The sequence below is a fragment of the Nonomuraea sp. NPDC003201 genome, assembly GCF_053590415.1.
Genome location: NZ_JBSFTC010000720.1, coordinates 1 through 1,606 on the forward strand (window position 1 = coordinate 1; position 1,606 = coordinate 1,606).

Annotated in this window: 2 protein-coding genes; one reads left to right on the top strand and one right to left on the bottom strand. The window is 68.7% G+C overall.

The annotated features are described in order from the left end of the window. Positions 1 to 169 precede the first annotated feature (169 nt). Positions 170 to 634 carry an NUDIX domain-containing protein gene (locus ACWDX9_RS63100; protein WP_449973414.1) on the bottom strand — a complete coding sequence of 155 codons (465 nt, stop codon included), beginning with the start codon at positions 632 to 634 and terminating at the stop codon, positions 170 to 172. 77 nt (positions 635 to 711) lie between these two features. Between ACWDX9_RS63100 and ACWDX9_RS63105 the strand changes: the two genes are divergently transcribed. Beyond that, positions 712 to 1,606: acyl-ACP desaturase (locus ACWDX9_RS63105; protein WP_449973415.1), on the top strand; the 895-nt coding region annotated here is incomplete at its 3' end.

The following is a 1,606-nucleotide window of genomic DNA, read 5'->3' on the forward strand; positions in this document are numbered from 1 at the left end:
GCGAGGCCATCGCCCCGCCGCCGAAGCGCCGCCGCCCGACCAAGCCCAGCCGCGGCGCCGTCGAGCGCCGCATCGCCGCGAAGAAGCAGCGCTCCGACCTGAAGCGCCTGCGCCGCGAACCCTAGCGGGGCCGTGAGCCCCGACCGAGCCCTCAGCCCCGACCGAGCCCTCAGCCCTGATCGGGCCCTGAGCCCTGGCCGATCAGGCGGGGCAGGTCCGTGATGGTGGTCGACAGGTAGTCCGCCACCGGCTCGGGGACCAGGTGCCGGGACGTGATCTCCGAACGGTTCAGCCGTACCCGCTCCACCTCGTACAGCCCCCGCGACGGGTCCTCGAACTCGGGCCCGTGCCGCAGCGCCGGATCCATCGCCACCAGGCGGCAGCCGTAGACGTGCTGTGTCTTGAGCTCGCCCTTCCACGGGTACGACAGCGTGACCAGGGGCGTCACCGCCGAGATGGTCGCGCCCAGCTCCTCGAGCAGTTCCCGGTGCAGGGTGTGCTCCAGCGTGTCGTCCCCCGGTTCGACATGCCCTCCGGGGATGCTCCAATAGACGTCGCGTCCCGGAACCGTACGACGGAAGATCACCAGCCGCTCGTCGTGGTCGAGCAGGACACCGCGGACACTGGGTCGCATAGGGACACCCTATTTGACCGGTATGTCCTTCCGGTAGCCTAACCTACGGTACCGTAACCTGAAGGAGAAGATCTTTTATGGCGATGACTCAGACGGAGCTGCTGCACGAGCTGGAGCCCGTGGTGGCCGTGGAGCTCGACCGCCATCACACGATGGCGAAAGAGTGGTTCCCGCACGAGTACATCCCGTGGAGCGAGGGCCGCGACTTCGACGGCATCTACGGGGGCGAGGCGTGGCAGGAAGGCGACTCCAAGATCCCCGAGGCGGCCCGCATCTCGCTCATCGTCAATCTCCTGACCGAGGACAACCTCCCCAGCTACCACCACGAGATCGCCAGCACGTTCGGCCGCGACGGCGCCTGGGGCACCTGGGTGCACCGCTGGACGGCCGAGGAGGACCGCCACGGCACCGCGCTCCGCGACTACCTCACGGTCACCCGCGCCGTCGATCCCGTGGCGCTCGAGCGCGCCCGCATGCACCACATGGAGAACGGCTTCACCACCGAGTACGGCACCATGCTCCAGCAGCTCGCGTACGTCTCCTTCCAGGAGCTGGCCACCCGCATCGCGCACCGCAACACCGGCAGGGCCTCCGGCGACGAGGGCTGCGAGCGCCTGCTCGCCAGGATCGCCGCCGACGAGAACCTGCACATGCTCTTCTACCGCAACCTGCTCAAGGCCGCCTTCGAGCTGGACCCCAACCAGACCATGCGCGCGGTGACCGACGTCGTCACCACGTTCCAGATGCCGGGCTCGGGCATCGAGGGGTTCGCCCGCAAGGCCATGATCATCGCGAACGAAGGCATCTACGACCTGCGCCTGCACCTGGACGACGTGCTGATGCCGGTGCTGAAGCAGTGGTCGGTGTTCGACAAGACCGGGCTGGACGCCGAGGGCGAGCAGGCCCGCGAGCAGCTGTCCGCGTTCCTGGCCAAGACCGAGACCACGGCCGCCAGGTTCGTCGAGCGCCGCG

What these genes read in the sequence shown, in the direction of transcription:
- ACWDX9_RS63100 (WP_449973414.1), bottom strand. Translation starts at nt 634, where the DNA reads ATGCGACCCAGTGTCCGCGGTGTCCTGCTCGACCACGACGAGCGGCTG.